The 20783-nt window shown below is 41.0% G+C and carries 19 protein-coding genes; 14 read left to right on the top strand and 5 right to left on the bottom strand.

Features of this window, described 5'->3' with window-relative positions; all coding sequences use genetic code 11:
- Positions 1–20 precede the first annotated feature (20 nt).
- Entirely contained in the window at positions 21–926 is a 906-nt protein-coding gene (locus AAC388_RS11325; protein WP_206261406.1) for an EamA family transporter, read from the bottom strand.
- A 418-nt stretch (positions 927–1344) separates the two neighbouring features.
- On the opposite strand from AAC388_RS11325, the gene AAC388_RS11320 reads away from it, so the two are divergent.
- From AAC388_RS11320 to AAC388_RS11295, 6 genes are all read left to right on the top strand, one after another.
- Positions 1345–2028: a GntR family transcriptional regulator gene (locus AAC388_RS11320; protein ID WP_342370630.1), complete on the top strand. Its 684-nt coding sequence runs from the start codon at positions 1345–1347 to the stop codon at positions 2026–2028.
- Between the two features lie 168 nt (positions 2029–2196).
- Complete coding sequence (locus AAC388_RS11315; protein ID WP_342370629.1) at positions 2197–3129, top strand: 4-hydroxyproline epimerase; 933 nt, start codon at positions 2197–2199, stop codon at positions 3127–3129.
- Positions 3126–4229: an FAD-dependent oxidoreductase gene (locus AAC388_RS11310; RefSeq protein ID WP_342370628.1), complete on the top strand. Its 1104-nt coding sequence runs from the start codon at positions 3126–3128 to the stop codon at positions 4227–4229. The genes AAC388_RS11315 and AAC388_RS11310 overlap by 4 nt, the downstream gene beginning before the upstream one ends.
- Positions 4230–4460, top strand: a complete 231-nt coding sequence (locus tag AAC388_RS11305) for a (2Fe-2S)-binding protein (RefSeq protein ID WP_000615330.1) — start codon at positions 4230–4232, stop codon at positions 4458–4460.
- Positions 4460–5722, top strand: a complete 1263-nt coding sequence (locus AAC388_RS11300; RefSeq protein WP_311080249.1) for an FAD-dependent oxidoreductase — start codon at positions 4460–4462, stop codon at positions 5720–5722. The genes AAC388_RS11305 and AAC388_RS11300 overlap by 1 nt, the downstream gene beginning before the upstream one ends.
- Positions 5723–5766: 44 nt before the next feature.
- A complete protein-coding gene (locus tag AAC388_RS11295; protein ID WP_000177074.1) occupies positions 5767–6519 on the top strand; it encodes an AraC family transcriptional regulator in 753 nt (250 codons plus the stop codon).
- 65 nt (positions 6520–6584) lie between these two features.
- Here the strand turns inward: AAC388_RS11295 and abaF are convergent, their stop codons facing one another.
- The 3 genes from abaF to AAC388_RS11280 all read right to left on the bottom strand — a co-directional run bounded on the left by abaF (position 6585) and on the right by AAC388_RS11280 (position 11336).
- Positions 6585–7874 carry a fosfomycin efflux MFS transporter AbaF gene (abaF, locus tag AAC388_RS11290; protein WP_261477859.1) on the bottom strand — a complete coding sequence of 430 codons (1290 nt, stop codon included), beginning with the start codon at positions 7872–7874 and terminating at the stop codon, positions 6585–6587.
- Between the two features lie 157 nt (positions 7875–8031).
- Positions 8032–9612, bottom strand: a complete 1581-nt coding sequence (locus AAC388_RS11285; RefSeq protein WP_342370627.1) for an aldehyde dehydrogenase (NADP(+)) — start codon at positions 9610–9612, stop codon at positions 8032–8034.
- Between the two features lie 152 nt (positions 9613–9764).
- Positions 9765–11336, bottom strand: coding sequence for an APC family permease (locus AAC388_RS11280; RefSeq protein ID WP_342370626.1), 1572 nt, complete (start codon positions 11334–11336; stop codon positions 9765–9767).
- A 449-nt stretch (positions 11337–11785) separates the two neighbouring features.
- On the opposite strand from AAC388_RS11280, the gene AAC388_RS11275 reads away from it, so the two are divergent.
- Positions 11786–13165, top strand: a complete 1380-nt coding sequence (locus tag AAC388_RS11275) for an L-serine ammonia-lyase (RefSeq protein ID WP_342370625.1) — start codon at positions 11786–11788, stop codon at positions 13163–13165.
- A gap of 43 nt (positions 13166–13208) precedes the next feature.
- Here AAC388_RS11275 and paaZ read toward each other — a convergent pair whose 3' ends face one another.
- A complete protein-coding gene (paaZ, locus tag AAC388_RS11270) occupies positions 13209–15311 on the bottom strand; it encodes a phenylacetic acid degradation bifunctional protein PaaZ (protein WP_342370624.1) in 2103 nt (700 codons plus the stop codon).
- A 265-nt stretch (positions 15312–15576) separates the two neighbouring features.
- On the opposite strand from paaZ, the gene paaA reads away from it, so the two are divergent.
- Genes paaA through paaG form a run of 7 tightly spaced genes read left to right on the top strand, consistent with a single transcriptional unit; the run spans position 15577 to position 20781 of the window.
- Positions 15577–16515 carry a 1,2-phenylacetyl-CoA epoxidase subunit PaaA gene (paaA, locus tag AAC388_RS11265; RefSeq protein ID WP_014206395.1) on the top strand — a complete coding sequence of 313 codons (939 nt, stop codon included), beginning with the start codon at positions 15577–15579 and terminating at the stop codon, positions 16513–16515.
- Positions 16516–16547: 32 nt separating this feature from the next.
- Positions 16548–16838, top strand: coding sequence for a 1,2-phenylacetyl-CoA epoxidase subunit PaaB (gene paaB, locus AAC388_RS11260; RefSeq protein ID WP_000389648.1), 291 nt, complete (start codon positions 16548–16550; stop codon positions 16836–16838).
- Between the two features lie 12 nt (positions 16839–16850).
- The gene (paaC, locus tag AAC388_RS11255) at positions 16851–17606 is read left to right on the top strand and encodes a 1,2-phenylacetyl-CoA epoxidase subunit PaaC (protein WP_288100289.1); all 756 of its coding nucleotides are present in this window, start codon (positions 16851–16853) and stop codon (positions 17604–17606) included.
- A gap of 16 nt (positions 17607–17622) precedes the next feature.
- Entirely contained in the window at positions 17623–18123 is a 501-nt protein-coding gene (gene paaD / locus AAC388_RS11250) for a 1,2-phenylacetyl-CoA epoxidase subunit PaaD (RefSeq protein ID WP_204084761.1), read from the top strand.
- A gap of 23 nt (positions 18124–18146) precedes the next feature.
- Positions 18147–19208 carry a 1,2-phenylacetyl-CoA epoxidase subunit PaaE gene (gene paaE, locus AAC388_RS11245; RefSeq protein ID WP_057062992.1) on the top strand — a complete coding sequence of 354 codons (1062 nt, stop codon included), beginning with the start codon at positions 18147–18149 and terminating at the stop codon, positions 19206–19208.
- An 8-nt stretch (positions 19209–19216) separates the two neighbouring features.
- Positions 19217–19990: an enoyl-CoA hydratase-related protein gene (locus AAC388_RS11240; RefSeq protein ID WP_342370623.1), complete on the top strand. Its 774-nt coding sequence runs from the start codon at positions 19217–19219 to the stop codon at positions 19988–19990.
- Positions 19990–20781 (top strand): 2-(1,2-epoxy-1,2-dihydrophenyl)acetyl-CoA isomerase PaaG, encoded by a 792-nt coding sequence (paaG, locus tag AAC388_RS11235; RefSeq protein WP_069122822.1) that lies wholly within the window; start codon positions 19990–19992, stop codon positions 20779–20781. Before AAC388_RS11240 ends, paaG begins: the two co-directional genes overlap by 1 nt.
- The last annotated feature ends 2 nt before the right edge of the window (positions 20782–20783 follow it).

The following is a 20783-nucleotide window of genomic DNA, read 5'->3' as shown; positions in this document are numbered from 1 at the left end:
TCTTTTTTTATTTCTATTAATTACTTTTTTGTTAGAACAATAACGCATAGGAAAATGAGAATTAAACCTAAATAACTATGCATTGTTAAACTTTCGCCTACTACAACAACCGCTAATAATGCTGCAACAGGAATTTCGACCAAAGCTAGTGTCATAGCTTGACTTGCTGGAATTCGTTTAAGACCAAAGCTAAAAAATAAATAGCCCAAAAACATAGGAACAATTGGAATATAGATCGCAACCCAAATGTTAGTTGGATAATCAAAAAGGTTTTGTGCTGTAATGAATAATGTAGGTAGTAACAGCACTGCAGAGATACCAAAAATCACACCCATGGCAGCTCTTGAGTCGACATCTTGGCGAATTAGGTTTCTCATTATCCAAGAATATGTTGCATAGCTCAGGCTAGAGAGTAAGCCAAAAAATACCCCTAAAATACGATCAGATTGTATGACTTGATGTTGTGTGTGATCACCGGCATAAGAGAGTAAAATAATTCCTAAAAAGCCGAGAATAAAACTGATGAGCCATTTCAAAGAAAGTTTTCGATTATCTAAAATCCATTCTAAAAGCACTGAAAACAAAGGTGCACAGCCAATAGAAATTACTGTGCCAATAGAAACACCAGCCAAAGAGACAGATGAATAAAATGCAAAAGGACAAAGAATTGAAACGACAACGGCAATAAAGATTTGAGACTTATAGTTAAATAGTTTTTGATAATTTTTTTTAATGGCTTTTAAGCTTAAAAATGTATGAATTAATCCACCGAAGCCCACAGAAATGGTAGCAATTACAAGTGGACTAATGCCTTTTGCAAAAGATGCCGCTGTACCTGCTGTACCCCATAGAAAAGCAGCAAATAGTACAGATAAGAAACCCGTATAATAATGCAGGGAAAATTTTGCTTCTGTTGGCGTACTCATATGAAGTGACTCAGACTTTAAAAGTTTTATGCAGCATAATTTTTACAAGACAAAAATTTTATCTTGCAGGCAATAACTCAGCGCAATGAATAAGAATTTTTTGACAGTTACCCGTCAAGAGAACAGGGTAGTATGCTGCTATTTATTATGATTTGCTTGGTTAGATACAATAAAATGATGACGATTTCAGCATAGTCTAATAATAGTTTTGTGAATTAAATGGTATAAAGTATACTTTGTATATGAATGATTTTAAAAATTATTGATTTATAGTGATATAAAAATAGTTTTTAAAAGCTTTGTATGAAGGATAAACCGTACCGAAAATGATGCTTTCAAAGCAATAATTTCATTATGGTGGATGACTAAAATTATCATCCTTTTGTTTGTGTCATATTTTGAGGTTAAGAGAATATTCGTGACGCTACCATCTTTTAATGTATCAAATCTTGGTGCAATGCCTTCGGTATCTGAAGTTATTGTCAAATATATTAGAGAAGCAATTATTGCAGGGCATATTGCTGAAGGTGAGCCTATCCGTCAGGATGAAATTGCCAAGCTATTTAATGTCAGCAAAATTCCGGTACGTGAAGCCTTAAAGCAACTTGAAGCCGAAGGCTTAGTAGAGTTTATAAAAAATCGCGGTGCAATTGTGACCCGAATCTCTGAAGAAGAATTAGCTCAGATTTTTGAAGTACGGGTTATGTTAGAAACGAAGTTGATTCAGCTCGCCGTGCCGAATATGACAGAAGAAACTTATAAAAAGGCAGATCAAATTTGTAATGCCTTTATCGATAACATGGATATTGGAAGCTGGACCACACTAAATTGGCAGTTACATGCCTGCCTTTATGAACCAGCACAGCGGCCTTATATGCTCGGATTAATTCGTTCGATTTACGATAAGATTGAGCGCTATTTAAGATTGCAGATGAATGTTTCAGAAGGCAAATCACGTGCAAACGATGAGCATAAAGAAATTGTGAAAGCCTGCAAAGCCAAAGATGTTGATTTGGCGGTTAAGTTAATTGAAGAGCATATTAATGGTGTTTGCCAATCACTTTATGAGCACTTACCTCATCATAAAAATGTGAAAAAATAAGCGCTGCATTCTTTATCATTTCAATTAGGCCAATGGCCTAATTTTTTTGTCTTTATTTTAGCTGAAGCAAGTTTTCACTATGCTGATTTCGTCATAGATTTATAAGAAAACGATCAAGCTTGCTGTTTTGAGATCAGTCATCCTAAAGGAAAATGTAAGGATACTTCTATGAAAACAGTAAAAATTTTGGACTCTCATACTGGTGGTGAACCAACACGATTAGTGCTTGAAGGTTTTCCTGATTTAGGTACAGGAGATATGGAAAGCCGTCGAAAAATTTTATCAGAACAATATGACCATTTCCGTAGAGCAACCATGTTAGAGCCGCGGGGTAATGATGTGTTGGTTGGCGCATTATTGTGTAAGCCAGTGAATCCCAAAGCGAGCGCGGGCGTTATTTTCTTTAATAACACGGGCTACCTAGGCATGTGTGGTCATGGCACGATTGGTTTGGTAGCTTCGTTAGCCCACTTGGGAAAAATACAAGTTGGTACACACTTAATTGAAACTCCTGTGGGCGATGTTGAGGCGACATTGCATGAAGATCATTCAGTGAGTGTGCGAAATGTACCAGCATATCGTTATAAAAAAGCGGTCGAAGTTGATGTTGAAAAATATGGAAAAGTTACTGGTGATATTGCATGGGGTGGTAACTGGTTCTTCTTAATTAATGATCATGGTCAACGTGTTGCAAGTGATAATTTGGATCAACTGACTGACTATGCGTGGACGGTTAGACAAGCGCTTACGGCACAAGGAATAACTGGTAAAGATGGGCAAGAAATTGACCATATCGAATTATTTGCAAGTGACACCGAAGCAGACAGTAAAAATTTCGTACTTTGCCCAGGCAAGGCCTATGACCGTTCACCATGTGGAACCGGAACCAGTGCGAAAATTGCTTGCTTAGCTGCAGATAGCAAACTTGAACCAGGAAAGTTATGGAAACAAGCCAGCATTATTGGTAGCCAGTTTATTGCCTCGTATGAGCAAGCAGGGGAATATGTTATTCCAACCATTCGTGGTGAAGCTTACATGAGTGCCGAAGCAACTTTATTTATGGATGAAAATGACCGATTTGCTTGGGGTATTCAGCTATGAGAACCGATGCCATCGTCATTGGGGCAGGCATTGTAGGTGCGGCATGTGCTTATGAGTTAGCCCGACAAGGGTTAAATGTGCAAGTTTTAGATGCTCGTATCGGTGGTGCAACAGCCGCGGGCATGGGGCATTTGGTCATTATGGATGACTTGGAAGCCGAATTAAAACTTAGTCATTGGTCAGTTCAGCTATGGCATGAATTAGGACACGAGCTTTCAGAAGAATGTGCCTATCGCCAAACGCCAACTTTATGGCTGGCAAGTAGCGCAGAAGAAATGCAGATTGCTGAGGAAAAATATCAACGTCTCACTGCACAAGGCGTCCGTTGCCAACTTCGAAACGCAGATGAAGTTCATCAGCTTGAACCTCACTTAAAGCAGGGTCTTTATGGTGGTTTAGAAGTTTTTGATGATGGAATTTTATATGCGCCTTGTGCTGCTGAATGGTTATTAAAAAAATTTCCCCACAAGGTTCAGGTTCAACAAGCTAAAGTTATTCATATTGAAGAAAATCGGGTTCAGTTAAGTGATGGAGCATGGCTAGAAGCTGCGCATATCGTTTTGGCTAACGGTATTCATGCGACAGATTTTTTTCCAGAGCTACCGATTGAACCTAAAAAAGGTCATTTGGCGATTACTGACCGTTACCCTGAATTAAATGTAAAACATACGTTAGTGGCTTTGGCTTATGCGGCCAGCACTCAAGCGACAAGTGGTATTTCGGTGGCTTGTAATATTCAGCCTAGACCGACGGGCCAGCTTTTTATTGGGTCATCTCGTCAGTTTAATACAGTTGATCCGACTGTAGAGCCAGAAGTGTTTACTCGGGTGCTTAAAGAGGCTGCGGATTATTTTCCAGCTTTGGCTGATCTTAATGTTATTCGGGCATGGACTGGTTTTCGTGCAGCCACTCCGGATGGTATTCCGGTAATTGGACGACATCCTGCATTTCAATCGGTTTATTTAGCAGTAGGCCATGAAGGATTAGGTGTAACCACAGCAACAGGGACAGCAAGACTTATTGCTTCACATGTGTGTGGATTAACTTGTGATATAGATCCTGATCCTTTTTTACCTCATCGTTTTATAGGAGCTGCATAGATGATTCAGCTTTTTATTAACGGACAATCTGTTTCTGTGATTGAAGGTACGAGTGTTGCTGCTGCTTTAGCACAAGCGAAATCTTATAGTCGTTTGTCTGTCTGTGGTGAAAAACGTACTCCATTTTGTGGAATGGGAGTTTGTCAGGAATGTCGTGTCAATATTAATGGACTCAGAGTGCTTGCTTGTCAGACGCTGTGCCAGCAAGACATGAAGGTGGAAACACAATAATGGAAAAACAATACGATGTGGTGGTTGTCGGTGCTGGGCCTGCAGGGTTGTCAGCTGCTATTGCAGCCGCCGAAAGTGGCGGACGAATTTTAGTATTAGATAATAACCCACAGGCGGGCGGCCAAATCTGGCGGGCCGGTCCGACTTTTCCTGTGCCTGAAATGGCGCAGCAGAAATATCAACAAATCAAGACTCATTCTAATATTGAATTTATGTTTGGTGCCAAGATTGTCGCTGCACCTTTTGTAGGCCAATTACTCGTTGAGCGACCTCACGACAGCCTAAATTTGTCTTATTGCCAGCTTATATTGTGTACGGGTGCAAGAGAACTGTTTTTGCCTTTTCCCGGTTGGACTTTACCTGGTGTAACAGGTGCAGGTGGTTTGCAAGCCTTAATTAAAGCAGGCACACCTGTCAAAAATGAACGTATTGTGATTGCAGGTTCCGGGCCATTACTTTTAGCAAGTGCGGATACAGCAAAAAAAGCAGAGGCTCAAGTTCTCTATGTTGCCGAACAGGCGGCTTCATCTTCTGTTCGTAAATTTGCACTGCAACTTTGGCGTTGGCCTGCGAAAATAATACAGGCGTTATCTTTGCCTTATCGTTTATATCAACCTGACAGTTATGTGGTTGAGGCGATTGGTCAGGAGCGTCTTGAACGAGTAAGGCTACAAACGCCGAAGGGAATCATTGAAATTGAGTGTGATCGACTCGCGTGCGGATTTGGCTTAGTCCCGAATACTCAATTAGGGCAGTTAATGGGTTGTCAAATTAAGGACAATGCGATTACGGTTGATGACTATCAACGTACATCACAACCACAGGTGTGGGCAGCAGGTGAGTGTACAGGTTTTGGCGGAAGTGAGCTGGCGATGGTTGAAGGTAGCATCGCAGGTTATGCAGCTATAGGTCAAAATGAAAAAGCCAGTCAATTATTTGCTCAAAGACAACGGTATCGTTTATTTGCACATCTCCTTGAGAAAAGCTTCAAGTTACGTGCTGAGTTAAAAACGCTTGCACGCCCAGAAACTATTTTTTGTCGATGTGAAGATGTGACTTTTGATAAAGTTGCTGAGCGTAGTAGTTGGATTGATGCAAAATTACATACACGTTGTGGAATGGGAGCGTGCCAAGGAAGCACATGTGCAACAGCAGCAGCTTGCTTATTTGATTGGCAGTTGCCTAACTCTCGACCACCATTACTTCCTACTCGTGTAAAAAGCCTCATGGCGATGTCTACTTCTCCTTTAAATCAAAAATGAAATGTTCTAGAGTAGACAAGTTATTACTTTGTCCGCTCTAGCTCATGACTTTGGTTCAAATTCCGAAACTAACTACCACTTTGGAAGATTTCTTAAAAAATCTGGAAAGTATAGAACCATTGTTTGATGCTTTATCTTCGGTGGTTTTTTTCATCAAAAATACCGAAGCACGCTATGTCTTTGTCAATCAAACATTAGTAAATCGCTGCGGTCTAAAGGATAAAACTGCAATATTGGGAAAAACCTCTTCTGAAGTTTTTCCTCATTCACTTGGAAAAATATATACATCGCAAGACTTGCAAGTTATTCGCCGCGGTAAAAAGTTAACAGAGCAATTAGAGCTGCATTTATATGCAAAAAATCAGTCGGGTTGGTGTTTAACTTATAAAGAACCTTTATTTGATGCGGATGGAAAGTTAGTAGGAATTGCTGGAATTTCTAATGATTTAAATGTGCCTGAAAATACACATCCTGCTTTTTATAAAATGGTTCAGGTTGAGGAATATATTAAAAAGAATTATGCCGAAACCATTACTTTGGCGCATTTGACTGCAATTGCTGGTGTGTCGGTGGCTCAGTTAGAACGTTATTGCAAAAAAATATACCATTTAACGCCTCGGCAAATGATTAGCAAAATTCGTCTGCAAGTCGCCACTGAACTATTGGCGACAGATTTACCAATCACTCAAATTGGTTTGCGTTGTGGTTATACCGATCATAGTGCTTTTTGTCGTCAGTTTAAGTTGCATACAGGCATGTCACCTACTTTGTATCGGGCCTCTATCAAAAATATTTAGATAAAAAATTGGGCTGTATAAAACAACCCAAATCATTATTAAGTGCTGAATTTGTATATTAAAGATTAATCTTTAAAAGCCAATGATCGGCCTTTGGTTTCTTTTACCAGCAAAATAGAGATTATAGAGATCAGACTTGCGGCAACCAAATATAAAGAAATCGGAATTGAGCTGTTAAATTCTTTGAGTAAGGTTAAGGCAATTAATGGAGCAAGGGAACCTGCCATAATTGGTGCGACTTGATAACAAAATGAAAGCGCCGTATAGCGAATATGAGTAGGAAATAACTCAGTCATTAGGGCAGAGTAAGGCGAATAGGTCATGGACTCAATAAATAAACCAAGCACAATTGCTAACATAATGAGCCAGTCATTGCCTGTATCCATTAAAGGAAAGCCGACAAAACCCCAAAAAGCAGTGAGTACAGCTCCAATAAGATAAATAGGTTTGCGGCCAAATATATCGCTTAAATGCCCCATAAAAGGAATAATAAAGAAATGGATCAGATGAGCGCCAAACATGAGCAGTAAGATCTGTGAAGTATCTTTATGGACGACTAACTTTAAATAACTGATCGAAAAAGTAACCACCATATAGTACAAAATATTTTCTGCAAATCTGGCACCGATACCCGCAATAACAGATTTCTTATGATATTTTAAAACCTCAATAATCCCGAGTTGTTGTTTTTCAAGAAGCTGTTGTTTGGCCTGTGCTTCTTTAAACACTTCGGCATCGTCTACATTTTTTCGAATCCATAATCCAATCAGTACCACGACTGCTGAGAACCAGAATGCACAGCGCCACCCCCAGTCTAGGAATTGTTCGGGTGAGAGGTTTTTTGAAAGTAATAATAAAACCAGTGTGGCTACTAAATTTCCGAGCGGTACACCAGTTTGTGGCCAGCTTGCCCAATAACCTCTGCGATCATCTGGACTGTGCTCTGAAACCAAAATAACTGCGCCGCCCCATTCACCACCAAAAGCAAAACCTTGAATTAAACGCAGTATCACTAGGAGTGTAGGTGCCCAATAGCCAATTTGATGAAAGGTCGGAATACAGCCCATTAAAAAAGTAGTGATACCGACAATAATCAGGCTAATTTGCAATAATTTCTTGCGTCCAATTTTATCGCCGTAATGCCCAAACACGAGGCCACCGAGAGGTCTTGCTAAAAAGCCAACGGCATACAGGGCAAAGGCCGCCAAAATGCCATCTATAGCATTGCCAGTTTGTTGAAAGAAAAGTTCGCCAAAGACAAGGGCTGAGGCTGTTCCATAAAGGAAAAATTCATACCATTCTGCTACGGAGCCAACCATGGAGGCCGCTACAACCTTTTTTAGTGTTGTCGTCATATACCAATATCCTTATTTGAAAATATGTTACGCATTGATTTGATGGAGCATCGTGCTATTCATTTTTTGCACTTTTTTATTTAAATAATGTGCGGTTATGCTGGTGGCTTTGAACTAAAAAAGGAGTTCATCTCTTGGATAAACTCCTTTAAAAAAATTAAAGAGCAGCTTTACTCATTTCACCATTGACCAAGCGCGCAATACCAAGCGGATTGGCATTTTGAAGGGCGAGTGGCAATAAGTGATCTGGATAGTTTTGGTAGCATACTGGACGTAAATAACGTTCGATTGCTAAGGTTCCTACCGATGTGCCACGTGCATCTGAAGTTGCAGGATATGGCCCGCCGTGAACCATGGCATCACAGACCTCCACACCTGTTGGGTAACCATTTAGAAGTAAACGTCCTGCTTTTTCTTCGAGTAATGGAATAAGGGTTGCGAAGTTCTCAAAATCTTGTGGCTCGGCAATTAAAGATGCTGTAAGTTGACCACGTAGACCATTTAAAGCGAGAGCGAGCTGCTCTGCCGATTCAACTTCAATCACAATCGTCGTTGGGCCGAACACTTCTTCTTGAAGTAATTCATCATGCTCTAGTAAAAGAGATACATCGGCTTTAAAGAGCTGAGGATAGGCTTGCGGACCTTGTTGAGGTTGACCCGCTAAATGCTCAATTTTGTCATGTGCGAGTAATTCTTTAAGACCATGCTCGTAGCTTCTTAAAGTACCTTTGTTAAGCATAGTTTGTGGCGGTTGCTGAGCCATTGTAGCCTTGAAATGCTCAAGGAATTGGCTAAATTCAGGTGATTTAATTCCAATAATTAAACCGGGATTGGTACAAAACTGACCGCAGCCTAAAACCACTGAACCACTAAGTTCGGTCGCAATTTTATCACCACGCACTTTTAGAGCTTCGGGTAATAAAATCATTGGGTTAATGCTCGACATTTCGGCAAAAACAGGAATGGGTTCAGGACGTGCAGCAGCTAAATCGCATAGAGCACGACCACCTTTGAGTGAACCGGTAAATCCAACGGCTTTAATTGCAGGATGTTTTACCAGTGGCTCACCGACACCTTGACCATAAATCATGCTAAAGATACCTTTTGGCATGGCGCATTTCTCAATCGCACTACAAATGGCATTTGCAATTGATTCGGCTGTTGCCATGTGACCGCTATGAGCCTTCACAATAACTGGACATCCAGCCGCAAGTGCTGAAGCGGTATCGCCACCAGCAGTAGAAAAGGCGAGAGGGAAGTTACTTGCACCAAATACGGCAACTGGTCCAACACCGATTTTATATTGACGTAAATCTGGACGTGGAAGTGGCTGGCGCTCAGGCAAAGCCAAATCAATACGGGCACCTAAATAGTCACCACGGCGTAATACTTGAGCAAATAGGCGTAATTGACCTGTAGTCCGCCCACGTTCACCGCGAATACGCGCTTCCGGCAAAGCAGTTTCTTGACAGACTGTTGCAATAAACTGGTCATCAAGCGCATCAATTTCACTGGCAATCGTTTCTAGAAAAATAGCGCGTTGTTCTGGCATAGTTTGTCTAAAAGCCGGATAAGCCAATGCAGCTGCTTGAGCTGCCTGATCAATTTCTTCAGGAGTTGCTTGAGCAAACTGATAGGGTAATGCTTCATCTGTTGCAGCATCGTAGCTTAATACAAACTTACTGCCTGCACTTGAACGTTGGCCTGCAATAAAATTTTGACCAGTAATATTTAACATTATCAACCTCACTTGAGAGTGAACGTCAAAAGTGGTTCTTATGACGTTGGAGAGTTATCAAAGCGAAGGTTTTACATTTGAAAATATTGTATTTTGTATACGGTATTAATCAAAAGAAAACCTTAACTTATATGTGTTTAAGCAAACGATCGCTAAGCTTCATCGTCATTTTTAATCAGTGCTTTTGGTAAACCTGAGCGTATACCCCAGTAGTAGCAACCAAGAGAAATCACCATGACGAATAAGGTGTCGAAAGGCGCGGCTAATAGGTGTGATGCGCCATCACCGAAGCTGCCAAGGTAAGAGGCAAGAATCATTAAAATGTAGTAAACAAGGAGCCATGTTGATGACTTTAACTGTTGGGCTAAGCTGACTTCTTGGGTTGGCACGTAGCGCTTAAAAATGACATAGAGTGCAAACAACACGATTTGTGCGCCTAATAACCATGAAATGACATTCCAGCCAGACCAATACACAATAAAAGACGCAATGACAAAAGCGAGCGGCCCGAGAACAGTAAAGCCTTTTACATAGAATGGACGTTCAAGCTCAGGAGCATTACGGCGTAAAGCACCCACTGTGACAGGAGCAAGGGCATAACTTAAAACTAACGCTGCTGAAACTACGGAAATTAATTTATCCCAAGATGGAAACGGCATGGTCCAAAATACTGAAAGTGCAAACGTTAACCATAATGCATAACGAGGAATACCTGATTTTGGATCTACACGCGTAAAAATACGGAAGAATGTATTACTGTTTGACCATGCATAAATGACACGTGGAGTTGCAGCCATATAGATATTGCCGCAGCCAGACGGAGAAATAATGGCATCTGAAACAACTAAGAGTGCTAACCATCCCAAACCTAATAACATGGCAATGTCGCGGTAAGGTAATGGGAACTTGTCACTAAGTCCTGACCAACCATTTGCTAACATATCGGTAGGTACTGCACCTAAGAAAGCAACTTGAAGCACTACATAAATAATCGTTGCCAAAACGACAGATAAGATGAGTGCAAAAGGAATCGTAAATTGAGGACATTTTACTTCACTTGCTACCGAAATAATCGGCGTTAAACCCAAATACGCAAAAATAATACCGCCAGCAGATACGGCACCTTGTACGCCGTGAGCACCCATCGGGGCAAACTCGGTCATTGAGAAGTTTGCAGGTTTAAAATGGTATAGAAGAGCAACCATCACTAAAACCGGAACAGCAAATTTCAATGCACTAATCAGGTTGTTGGCAATTGCAAAGGTTTTTACGCTGTAATAGTTCAATGCAAAAAATACGCATAAAAGTGCAAACTGAAACAACCATCCAATGGTAGTTGGAGTTCGAACACCATCATGTACGGCGGTAAGAGAAGGGAACCATGCTGCTGCATATTCGCGGGCAGCGACGACTTCAATTGCAATTAAACTTGAAAAGGCAATGACGGTCACAGAACCCAATAAATATCCTTGTAATGGGCCATGTGAAAATACGGGATAACGGATAATACCGCCTGCTCGGGGTAAGGCTGCGCCTAACTCACAATAAATAATTCCCAGAATTAAAACGGCAAAGCCCCCAATAATCCATGACAATATACCCGCAGGGCCGGCTTGAGAGGCCACATGACTTGCTGAAAATAACCATCCTGAACCGAAAATGGCGCCTAAGCCAATGAATGTAAGATCCATTAGAGATAACTGTTTTTTAAACTGACTTGTCATTACGTTTTCCTTAACGACAGAACTATTGTTCTTTCATATATCGTATACGATATATGTTTATTGGTAAATAGGGGAATTTTTATTCTATTTATGGAAAATGAATGATTTAAATGTTATGTAAATGTTTGTTTTTAATTGATTTTAAATGGATTAAATTTCAAGTAAATAAACTGAAAACTAAATATTTTTTATAAAAATTGGCAAAGGATTTTGATTTTATTTGCTCAAAAGAACAATTCTTCAATATTGGTTGAGTCATTTACCATTTAAATTAATGGAAAATTCCATTTTTTAAAAAATATTGAATTAGAAGTTGATTGTGTTGTTTTTAGGCTATGAGCCATTTATTTTCAGTGCTTTATAGATGGCTTAATGATAATTTTAGAGCTATCCGAAAGGACACAATAATGACGAACATACGAATAATAATGAATCGAAGGTAGGACCACGTGTTTATTAGTGTATTTGATCTTTTTAAAATTGGTATCGGCCCATCTAGCTCCCATACAGTTGGACCAATGCGAGCGGCGTACAGTTTTGTGGATGATTTATTGAAGCAAGACGATTTACAAGCAACGGTTAGAGTTCAGGTGAAGTTATACGGTTCGCTGTCGGCAACTGGTGTTGGTCATGCGACAGATAAGGCTGTTCTGTTAGGTTTAATGGGTTTTGACCCTGAACATATTGATACCCAAGTAAGTACAAGCTTGATTGAAGATGTTCTTGAAAATAAGGCAATCCAGCTTAATCAGCAAAAGACTATTTCCTTTGACTATAAGCATGATGTGCTTTTTTTAGATGAATCTTTACCTTATCACCCCAATGCAATGGAACTGATTGCCTATAACGAGGCTCAAGAAATTTTATATACAGAAACTTACTATTCGGTTGGTGGCGGTTTTATTGTTAGCCAAAGGCAATTAGCAACAACTCAAACTGAAACTAACGACGTTAAGGTTCCATATCCATTTCACAGTGCGGCTGAACTTTTAAGCTTATGTAAGACTCATCATTTATCAATAAGTGAGTTAATGCTTGAAAATGAAAAAAGCTGGCGTAGTGAAGCTGAAATTCGTAGCAAGATTATGGAAATCTGGAAAGTAATGCAGCACTGCATTCACAACGGATTAATTAATGAAGGCATATTACCGGGCGGTTTAAATGTAAGACGTCGGGCTAAAAAAATTCACGATAAGTTATTAAATAAGAAAAACTCAAACCTGATTGTGACGACTTTTCATGCGATGGAATGGGTCAATTTATTTGCCTTAGCGGTAAATGAAGAAAATGCTGCTGGCGGTCGAGTAGTGACGGCACCTACAAATGGGGCCGCAGGAATTATTCCGGCGGTTTTATATTACTACGTGACTTTCTCTAAAGACTTTTCCGAAGATAAAGTGGTTCGTTTCTTTTTAAGTGCAGCAGCCGTCGGCATTTTATGTAAACTCAATGCTTCTATTTCTGGTGCAGAAGTAGGGTGTCAGGGAGAAGTCGGCTCGGCATGTGCAATGGCTTCGGCGGGTTTAGCCGAGATTTTAGGAGCATCGCCTGAACAGGTGGAACATGCGGCTGAAATTGGGCTTGAACATAATTTAGGTTTAACGTGTGACCCGATTGGTGGTTTGGTTCAGGTGCCTTGTATTGAACGAAATGCAATTGCAGCCGTAAAAGCCATTAATGCAGCCCAAATGGCACTTCATGATGACGATGAACACTTTGTCACACTAGATAAAGTCATTCAGACTATGAAGGAAACAGGTAAAGATATGTCTGAGAAATATAAAGAGACTTCAAAAGGTGGCCTTGCTGTTAACGCCATTGAGTGCTAAAAAAATGAGATGGGGACGAGGTGACCCCATCTCAATTTAAACATTAAGCCTCACGAGCAACTAAGGTTAAAATGTCGTAAGTTGCGACAAGTTCACCGCGTTGGTTTTTGACTTTAATATCCCATACCACAACGCCATGCGCAGGCTGAGACGGGTCTTTTTGTGGTTTAGGTGTTTTTTGTTTACAGGTGAGTTCAACCTGAATCGAGTCACCGATTTTAACAGGTTCAACAAAACGTAAGTTGTCCATACCGTAATTGGCAATCACAGGGCCTTGTGCTGCATCTACAAATAGACCTGCTGCGGCAGACACAATGAAATATCCATGTGCCACACGTTCACCAAAGAAAGACTCGGCAGCTGCAATTTTGTCGGTATGCGCATAGAAATAGTCACCGCTTAAACCAGCAAAGTTGACAATATCTGCTTCGCTTACTGTGCGACGCGCCGTTAATAAACGTTCACCAATCACTAACTCATCAAAAGACTTTTTAAATGGATGTACACGGTCTTCGTTAACTTTCGAGCCAGCAGTCCACGAGTTGGTAATTTGGGTCAAGCTATTTGGAGAACCTTGAATTGCAGTACGCTGCATGTAGTGTTTAACAGCGCGAATACCACCTAACTCTTCACCGCCACCTGCACGACCAGGCCCGCCGTGTACTAAATGCGGAAGTGGAGAACCATGTCCTGTACTTTCTTTTGCCGATTCTGCATCGAGTACATGCACACGGCCATGCCAAGGTGCAATTTTTTGAATAATCTGCTCAATATTCTCATCGTTATTTTTAACGACAGAAGCTACTAGGCTACCTTCACCACGTGAAACAAGGTCAGCCAACTCTTCAATGTCTTGATATGGCATGAGTGTACATACCGGACCAAAAGCTTCCGTGGTATGAACATTCGTCGCTTGTAAAGGTTGTTCGCAGAGCAATAAAGTTGGAGCGAAAAAAGCACCTTTTTTAGGATGGTCGGCATTAAATGTAAAGCTATCGTTGCCACCAAAAATAATTTTTGCATCTTTGCTGAGTTCAGCAACTTTTTCTGCAACGTCATGTTTTTGTTTAATGCTCGCTAAAGCCCCCATGGTGGTTTCTTCTTTTTGAGGGTCGCCCACCACAACTTTAGCGAGTTTGGCAGTTAGCTTTTCTTGCACAGTCGCTAACAAGTTTTCAGGAACAAATGCGCGACGAATGGCAGTACATTTTTGGCCTGCTTTTGTGGTCATTTCGCGGAAGACTTCACGCACAAATAAATCGACAGTTTCTTCATTTGCCTCTGGGCTTAAAATTGCACTGTTTACCGAGTCGGCTTCCATGCTAAATGGAATTGAATATTTATTGAGGTGAGGGTGGTTACGTAGTTTTTGACCTGTGTAAGCAGAACCCGTAAACGTAACGCAGTCTTGTGGGCCTAACTGTTCTAACAGGTCATAAGTCTGACCGCAAATGAGTTGTAGCGAGCCTTTTGGTAACACATGTGCTTCTTCAATAGCTTTGACAACCGCTTGAGTTAATTGGGAGCCATCGGTTGCAGGCTTAACAATACATGGCACACCAGCAAGTAGCGTCGGTGCAATTTTTTCAAGCATCCCCCAAATTGGAAAGTTAAATGCATTAATGTGAACTGCAACACCTGCTTTAGGACTTAAAATGTGCTTAGCACCGAAAGTTCCATTTTTAGAGAGTTGAATCCAGCTGTCTTCGGTAATAATTTTTTCGTCATTGAGTTCACGGCGAACCAGACTCGAATAAGCAAATAATGTCTGGATCCCACCTTCAATATCAATCCAAGCATCTCTACGAGTTGCACCTGTTGCATAAGCAAGTTTGTAGAACTCTTCTTTGCGCTCAAGTAAATATTGGGCAATTTGTTTTAATGCATTGGCACGTTGGTGAAATGTCCAGTTAGCCAGTTCTGTACCATTTTGTTTGGCATATTGAACAACACGTTTCATATCAATGCCATGACCACTTACGGCATAAATCGATTCACCTGTAATGGCATGATAAACAGGGCGCAGTTCTTCACTCGTCGAATGCCATGTTCCATAGACATAAGAAGCAAGATGAGGCAGTTGATGCTCAGACTGATGAAAATCTGTGTCAGTTGAGGTTCCTTCTAGGTGTGCTTGTTCAAGCATGACCAAACTCCTTTTTTATTTGATACATCAATTATAAAAATTGCAAAAATATGATTCATAATTTCAGATTAATTTGTCTAAAAGTCAACTTTATTTTGATTTGTAAACGTAAAAAGATTTTTTGTTTTTAATTAATGTTTACTAATTTCAAATACTTATTTCTTGTTTGTTGGTTGGATTTAATTTGATACTAAAAAAGTGATTGACTTTGTTTTTAGTGTATCGAAAAATAGATTCAAGGGTGATACCTACAGGGAATGAAAGAATGGAAAACAATTACCAGAAATTTGAACAAAATATTGCCAATGAAATTACGATCGAGGCTAAGGATCAAATGCCCGATGCCTACCGCAAAACATTGATTCGTCAAATTGGGCAACATGGCCATTCTGAAATTGTAGGTATGTTGCCTGAAGGAAACTGGATTACTCGTGCACCAACTTTAAAACGTAAAGCGGTTTTGCTCGCAAAAGTACAAGATGAAGCGGGTCATGGTTTATATCTATACAGTGCAGCAGAAACCTTAGGTGCTGACCGTGATGACATGATGGAAAAGTTGATTGATGGAAAAATGAAATACTCATCAATCTTTAACTATCCAACTTTGACTTGGGCAGATGTCGCTGCAATTGGTTGGCTTGTCGATGGGGCAGCCATTGTGAACCAAGTTGCGCTTTGCCGTACTTCATATGGGCCATATGCACGTGCGATGGTACGTATTTGTAAAGAAGAAAGTTTCCACCAGCGCCAAGGTTTTGAAGCCATGATGGCTTTGGCAAACGGTACACCAGAACAAAAGCAGATGGCACAAGATGCGGTAAATCGCTATTGGTGGCCAGCACTGATGATGTTTGGTCCAAGTGATGAGCATTCTCCAAACAGCGCACAAAGCATGGCGTGGAAAATCAAACGCTTTAGTAACGATGAATTACGTCAAAAGTTTGTCGATAACACCGTACCACAAGTACTGCAACTTGGCTTGGAAGTACCGGACCCAGATTTAAAGTTCAATGAAGAAACAGGTCACTACGAGTTTGGCGAGATCGACTGGCACGAATTTAATGAAGTGATTGCCGGACGTGGACCATGTAATCACGAGCGTATCGAAGCACGCCGTAAAGCATGGGAAAACGGCAAATGGGTTCGTGATGCAGCAGTGGTCTACGCGAAAAAACAGCAGCTTGAAGCAAACAAAGTGGCTTAACAAGATTTATGGAAAAATTTGAGGAAATCAAAATGGAAGATAAAAACAACTGGTCGCTCTACGAAGTATTTGTACGTAGTAAACAAGGCTTAAGCCACCGTCATGTAGGCAGCTTAAGAGCACCTGATGATGAAATCGCACTGCAACATGCTCGTGATGTTTATACACGCCGTAATGAAGGAATTAGCATTTGGGTAGTTCGTTCAGAACTGATTAAGTCATCACAGCCAGATGAAAAAGCAGAATTTTTCGATCCTTCTTTAGACAAGGTTTATCGTCATCCGACTTTTTACCATATCCCAGATGGCATTGAGCACATGTAAGGGGAATGGCAAATGAATCATTCAGTTTTATCTAAATTCTTATTACATATTGGCGACAGCCAACTGGTTTTATCTCAGCGTTTGGCTGAATGGTGCGGGCATGCACCTGAGCTTGAAATTGATATTGCCTTAGCAAATATCGGCTTGGACTTGTTGGGTCAGGCAAGAAACTTTTTGACGTTGGCAGGTCAATATGATGAAGCTAAGCGTGATGAAGATCAGCTTGCGTATTTCCGTACAGAACGTGAATTTTTAAACCTATTGTTGTGCGAACAACCCAATGGTGATTTTGCTCAAACGATTGTGCGCCAGTGGTTGATGGACCATTACCATCTTCATTTATTTACGGCGTTAACCCAAAGCTCGCTTCCTGAAGTCAGTGCGCTTGCTGTGAAATCTTTAAAAGAAGTGAAGTATCACATTCGTTTTTCGACAAGCTGGATGGAGCGTTTAAGTTTAAGCACAGATGAAGCGCATCAACGTGTACAAGACGGTTTAAATAATTTATGGCGCTTTACCGCTGAATTATTTGAACTGAGTGCAGACGAACAAGCACTAGTTGCAGAAGGCGTGATTCCAGATTTTTCAAATGAAAAAGAACAATGGAACCAAACCATTGCAGATGAGCTTAAGCGTTTTGAATTAAATGTTGCTGTGAACGGTGCTTATCGCCGTGGTGCGAAACAAGGATTGCATACCGAGCATTTGGGTTATTTGTTGGCTGAAATGCAATGTATTCAAAGAACTTATCCGGGCATGACCTGGTAAGACAAGGAGGTGAGCCATGCAAATGATTCGTCATTGCATCGACCAATGTTGGGATGTTCTACAAACGGTCAGTGACCCTGAAATTCCGGTTTTATCAGTTGTCGATTTAGGCATGATTCGCGGTGTAGAGCTTAACGATCAACAAGAAATTATTGTTCGTCTAACTCCGACATATAGCGGTTGCCCAGCAACAGACATGTTGAAAGCACAAATTGTTGAGGCATTTACCGCAGAAGCTTTGACACCGGTCAAAGTCATGGTCGATTTGTCAGAAGCATGGACCACGGACTGGATGTCTGAAGCGGGTAAAAAGAAACTGCAAGTTTATGGCATTGCACCACCTGAAGGATTGGCGCATCAGTGTGGAACTCACGTTCATTTAAATGATGGTGTCGAGTGCCCACGTTGTAAAAGCCGACGTACCCGGCTGTTAACAGAGTTTAGTTCTACCGCCTGTAAAGCACTTTATAAATGTCAGGACTGTCTTGAGCCTTTTGATTACTTCAAATGTATTTAAGTCTTTAGATAAGGAAATCAGCCATGAGCCAATTTGTACCATTAAAAGTAAAAAGTATTACACCCCAAACCGATCAGGCAATTTGTATTGCATTTGACGTTGTACCTGAACAACAAGAACAATTTCAATTTCAACCGGGGCAACATTTAACCATTCGCCATTTAACTGAAGCTGGTGAAATCCGCCGTTGTTATTCAATTTGTAGCTATGCGGGCAAAGAAGACATCAGTATTGCGGTTAAAAAAATTGATCAGGGTCAATTCTCAAACTGGGCAAATGACCATTTAAAAGTGGGCGATGTGCTTGAAGTTATGCCACCACAAGGCGTGTTTTTTCAAAAAGCAGCCAAGATGGGCGGACAAAACTATTTAGGTGTTGCTGCGGGCAGTGGTATTACCCCAATTTTATCGATTGTTAAGCAAGTTTTGTTTGAGCAACCTGAAGCCAAATTTACGTTGCTCTATGGCAATCGTTCATGGAAACAAACCATGTTTGCCGAGCAAATTATGGATTTGAAAGATCAGTTTAAAGAGCGCTTTCAACTCATCAATATTTTTTCTCGTGAGTTCAACGATAGCGAGCTAATGAACGGTCGTATTGATGCAGAAAAGCTTAAGCAACTTTTTGATTTTGAAGTGCTTGAAACAAACTTTGACCATGTGTTTGCCTGCGGCCCAGACGAAATGATGAATGCCGTAGAAAATACTTTACCGAACTTTGGTATTGCCAAAGAGCGCATTCACACTGAACGTTTCCATACGGGACAAGCGCGTAAGCGTAGTGTTGAAGCGGATGCGAACCGTAAAGAAGAAAAAGTAAACATCATTTTAGATGGTCGTGAATTGATTGTTTCTGTGGCTCAAGATGATGAAAGTATTCTTGATGCGGCTTTACGTGCTGGTGCCGACTTACCGTATGCATGTAAAGGTGGAGTGTGTGCGACCTGTCGTTGTAAGGTGCTTTCTGGCGAAGTCGATATGTTCCTTAACTATAGTCTTGAAGAAGATGAAGTTGAAAAGGGCTATGTGCTGAGCTGTCAGACCTTACCAAAAGGCTCAAATGTTCGCTTGAGTTTTGATGAATAGAGGCTGTCATGCAAGAGTTGATCAAAGCCAGTACAGCTGCTGAAGGTGTTTTGTTATTAACCTTAAACCGTCCAGAAAAAAGAAATGCCTTAAACAATGCAACATTGCAGTGTTTATGCGAGTTGCTCGAAGAAGCTGAACATAATGCTCAAGTCAAAGCGGTGGTTTTAACGGGTAATGCTCAATGTTTTGCTGCTGGAGCAGATCTTAGCGAGCTGGCTGCAATGGACGCCGTGACTTTACAACTCGATATTCGTCCGAAGCTTTGGCAAAAAATTGATGCGTTTAGTAAGCCACTGATTAGTGCAGTCAATGGTTATGCCTTAGGCGCTGGGTTCGAGTTGGTTTTGCATTCAGATATGGTAATTTGCGGTGAAAATGCCCGTTTTGCTTTACCTGAAATTGGCCTTGGTATGTTACCGGGAGCAGGTGGAACACAGCGTTTAGCACGCTTGGTTGGACAACAACTTACCATGCGCTGGAGTATGACTGGTGAAATGATTTCGGCAAAACAGGCAGAGCAACACGGCATTTGCAGTCAAGTGGTGCCGACCGAATTAACCGTTGAATATGCGGTTCAACTTGCAGCCAAAATTGCCAAACAAGCGCCTTTAGCGATTCGCGTGATTAAACAATCAATTAAAAATATTCATGAAACGACTTTAAGTCAGGGACTCAAGTTTGAACGTCAAAACTTTGTCTGGCTGGCGGCTACAAAAGATCGAAACGAAGGGATTAATGCTTTCTTTGAGAAAAGAAAGCCAGTGTTTAGAGGTGAGTGATGGACTATCAAAATATTATTGCTGAAGAAAAAAATGGTGTTGGCTACCTGACATTTAACCGCCCAAAAGCACTGAATAGCTTTAACGTTGATATGCATCGTGAAGTGGCTGAGGTTTTAAACCTGTGGACCAAAAATCCGAATGTTCGCTGTGTTGTGATTAGTGGCGAAGGCCGCGGCTTCTGTGCAGGGCAAGATTTAGGTGACCGTGTAGTAGACCCAAACGCTGAAGCACCAGATTTAGGATATTCCATTGAAACTTACTATAACCCGCTCATTAAAACGATTGTAAATATGCCAAAGCCTGTCATTTGCGCGGTAAATGGCGTGGCAGCAGGTGCAGGGGCAAATATTGCACTGGCATGTGATTTAGTGATTGCAGCTAAATCGGCAAACTTTGTACAAGCCTTTTGCCGTTTAGGTTTGGTTCCGGACTCGGCTGGTACATGGTTTTTACCACGTGCCGTAGGCCATGCACGTGCGATGGGATTGGCTTTGTTAGGTGACAAGCTCCCAGCAGAAACCGCAAAAGAATGGGGCATGATTTGGGATGTTGTAGAAGACGCCGAGCTTAAAACAAAAGTGACTGAACTCGCTGAACGTTTAGCGAAACAGCCTACTTTTGGTCTATCTCTTATTAAAAAAGCCATTCATCAATCAAGCAATAACACCTTTGAAGAGCAAATGCTGTTAGAGCGTGACTTACAACGTATTGCAGGACGTTCCGAAGATTATCGTGAAGGTGTACAAGCCTTTATGAATAAACGTGAACCAAATTTTAAAGGGCGCTAAGC

Source organism: Acinetobacter sp. D009, from assembly GCF_038562025.1.
GTDB classification, from domain to species: Bacteria; Pseudomonadota; Gammaproteobacteria; order Pseudomonadales; family Moraxellaceae; genus Acinetobacter; species Acinetobacter pittii.
This window is presented reverse-complemented; position numbering and strand designations above follow the sequence as displayed.